Raw genomic sequence first — 2291 nt, 5'->3', positions numbered from 1 at the left:
GGCCGCTACAAGCTGAACAAGCGCCTGAACATGCAGGGCGTTGTGCCGCTGGCGCACCGCACCATCACCCAGCACGACATTGTCAACCTGGTGCGCCACATGATCCTGATCAACAACGGCCTGGAAGGGGCCGACGACATCGACCATCTGGGCAACCGGCGGGTCAAGACGGTCGGCGAGCTGATCCAGGCCAAGCTGCGCGTCGGCTTGCGCCGCATGGAACGGGTGGTGCGCGAGCGCATGTCTATCCGCGAGAGCGACAGCGTGACGCCGGTGGCCCTGATCAACATTCGCCCGGTGGTGGCCGCCATCCGCGAGTTCTTCGGCAGTTCGCAGTTGAGCCAGTTCATGGAGCAGGCCAATCCGCTGGCCGAGTTGACCCACAAGCGCACCCTGTCGGCGCTGGGGCCGGGTGGCTTGCGCCGCGAGCGCGCCGGCTTCGAGGTGCGCGACGTGCACCACAGCCACTACGGCCGCATCTGCCCCATCGAGACGCCGGAAGGCCCGAATATCGGCCTCATTGGCCGTCTGGCAACCTACGGCCGCGTGAACCGCTACGGCTTCATCGAGACCCCCTACCGCCGCGTGCTGAACAAGTTGCCGGTGGGCGAGACGCTGATCGACCACGACGCCTTTGCCAATGTGTCCGATCCCTCGACGGGCGAGATTCTCGTCGCGCAGGGGGAACGCGTCACGGCCGAGCACCTTGAGAAGCTGCGCGAGGCGGGCGTCAACGAGGTGCAGGTCAAGCCCTTCCTGACGGAAGAGACGATCTACATGTCGGCTGACGAGGAAGACCACTACACCATCGCCCAGGCCAACGCCAAGATCGATGAGCGCGGCCAGTTCGCGGCCGCCCGTGTTTCTTCGCGCCGCAACCAGCAGTTCCGCTTCACCTCGGTGCAGCGCGTGGACTTCATGGACGTGGCCCCGCGCCAAATCGTCGGCGTGTCGGCGGCGCTCATCCCGTTCCTGGAGCACGACGACGCCAACCGCGCGCTCATGGGTTCGAACATGCAGCGCCAGGCCGTGCCGCTGCTCCAGCCGGACGTGCCGGTAGTCAGCACGGGCATGGAGCTTCAGGCGGCCCTGAACTCCGGCCAGGTTGTGTTGGCCGACCAGCCGGGCGAGGTAATCAGCGTCTCCGGCGATAAGGTGGTGGTTGTGGGTGAGAACGGCCCGCGCACCTACAAGCTGCGCAAGTACAACCGCTCCAACCAGAGCACCTGCATCGATCAGCACCCGGTGGTCTATCGCGGCCAGCGGGTGAAGATCGGCGACGTGCTGGCCGACAGCTCCTCGACGCGCAATGGTGAACTGGCGTTGGGCCAGGACGTAGTGGTGGCCTTCCTGTCCTGGGAGGGCGGCAACTTCGAGGACGCCATCCTGGTCAGCGAGGCAATGGTGCGCGGCGACCGCTTCACGTCGGTGCACATTGAGAAGCACGAGGTCGAGGCGCGCGACACCAAGCTGGGGCCGGAAGAGATTACCTATGACATTCCGAACGTCAGCGAGGACGCGCTGAAGGACCTGGACGAGCGGGGCATCATTCGCGTCGGCGCCGACGTGAACGAGAACGACATCCTGGTGGGCAAGATCACGCCCAAGGGTGAGAAAGAACTCAGCCCGGAGGAGAAGCTGCTGCGGGCCATCTTCGGCGATAAGGCGCGTGAGGTGAAAGACTCCAGCCTGCGGTTGCCCAACGGCGCGCGCGGCAAGGTGGTGGACGTGCAGGTCTTCGACCGGCAGCACGACCGCGACCTGCCGGCCGGTGTGGAGACGATGGTGCGGGTCAGCGTGGCCCAGCGCCGCAAGGTCTCCGAGGGCGACAAGATGGCCGGCCGCCACGGCAACAAGGGCGTCATCTCCAAGATCGTGCCCATCGAGGACATGCCCTATCTGGATGACGGGCGGTCGGTTGACCTGATCCTCAGCCCGCTGGGCGTGCCGGGCCGCATGAATATCGGCCAGGTGTTGGAGACGCACCTTGGTTGGGCAGCCAGCCGGGTCGGCTTCCGGGCCATCACGCCCGTGTTTGACGGCGCGACCGAGCAGGAGATCGCCGCTGAGTTGGGGCGGGCCTGGCTCATTGATCGGGCGTGGAAGATCGCCAGCGATTGGGCCTGGGACTGGTTGGACGAGATCAAGTACAACACGGCCCAGTTGCAGAACGAAGAGCAGGCGCGCCGGCAGTTCGTGGTGGCCTGGCTGAGCGAGTTGGGCTATGACGCGGCGCAGTTGGAGACGGATGAGGCGTATGCTCGCCGGGCCGTCGCCCGCGAATGGCTGCG

General features: G+C 65.9%; 1 pseudogene. It reads left to right on the top strand.

Going from position 1 to position 2291, the window contains the following annotated elements:
• A pseudogene (locus ACE3UY_RS15125) lies at positions 1-2291 on the top strand (DNA-directed RNA polymerase subunit beta); the annotation flags it as partial.

This window comes from Promineifilum sp. (SeqCode), from assembly GCF_041918635.1.
Lineage (GTDB): Bacteria > Chloroflexota > Anaerolineae > Promineifilales > Promineifilaceae > Promineifilum.
Note: the sequence above shows the minus strand (reverse complement) of the source record. Positions and strands in the feature narration are given on the sequence as shown.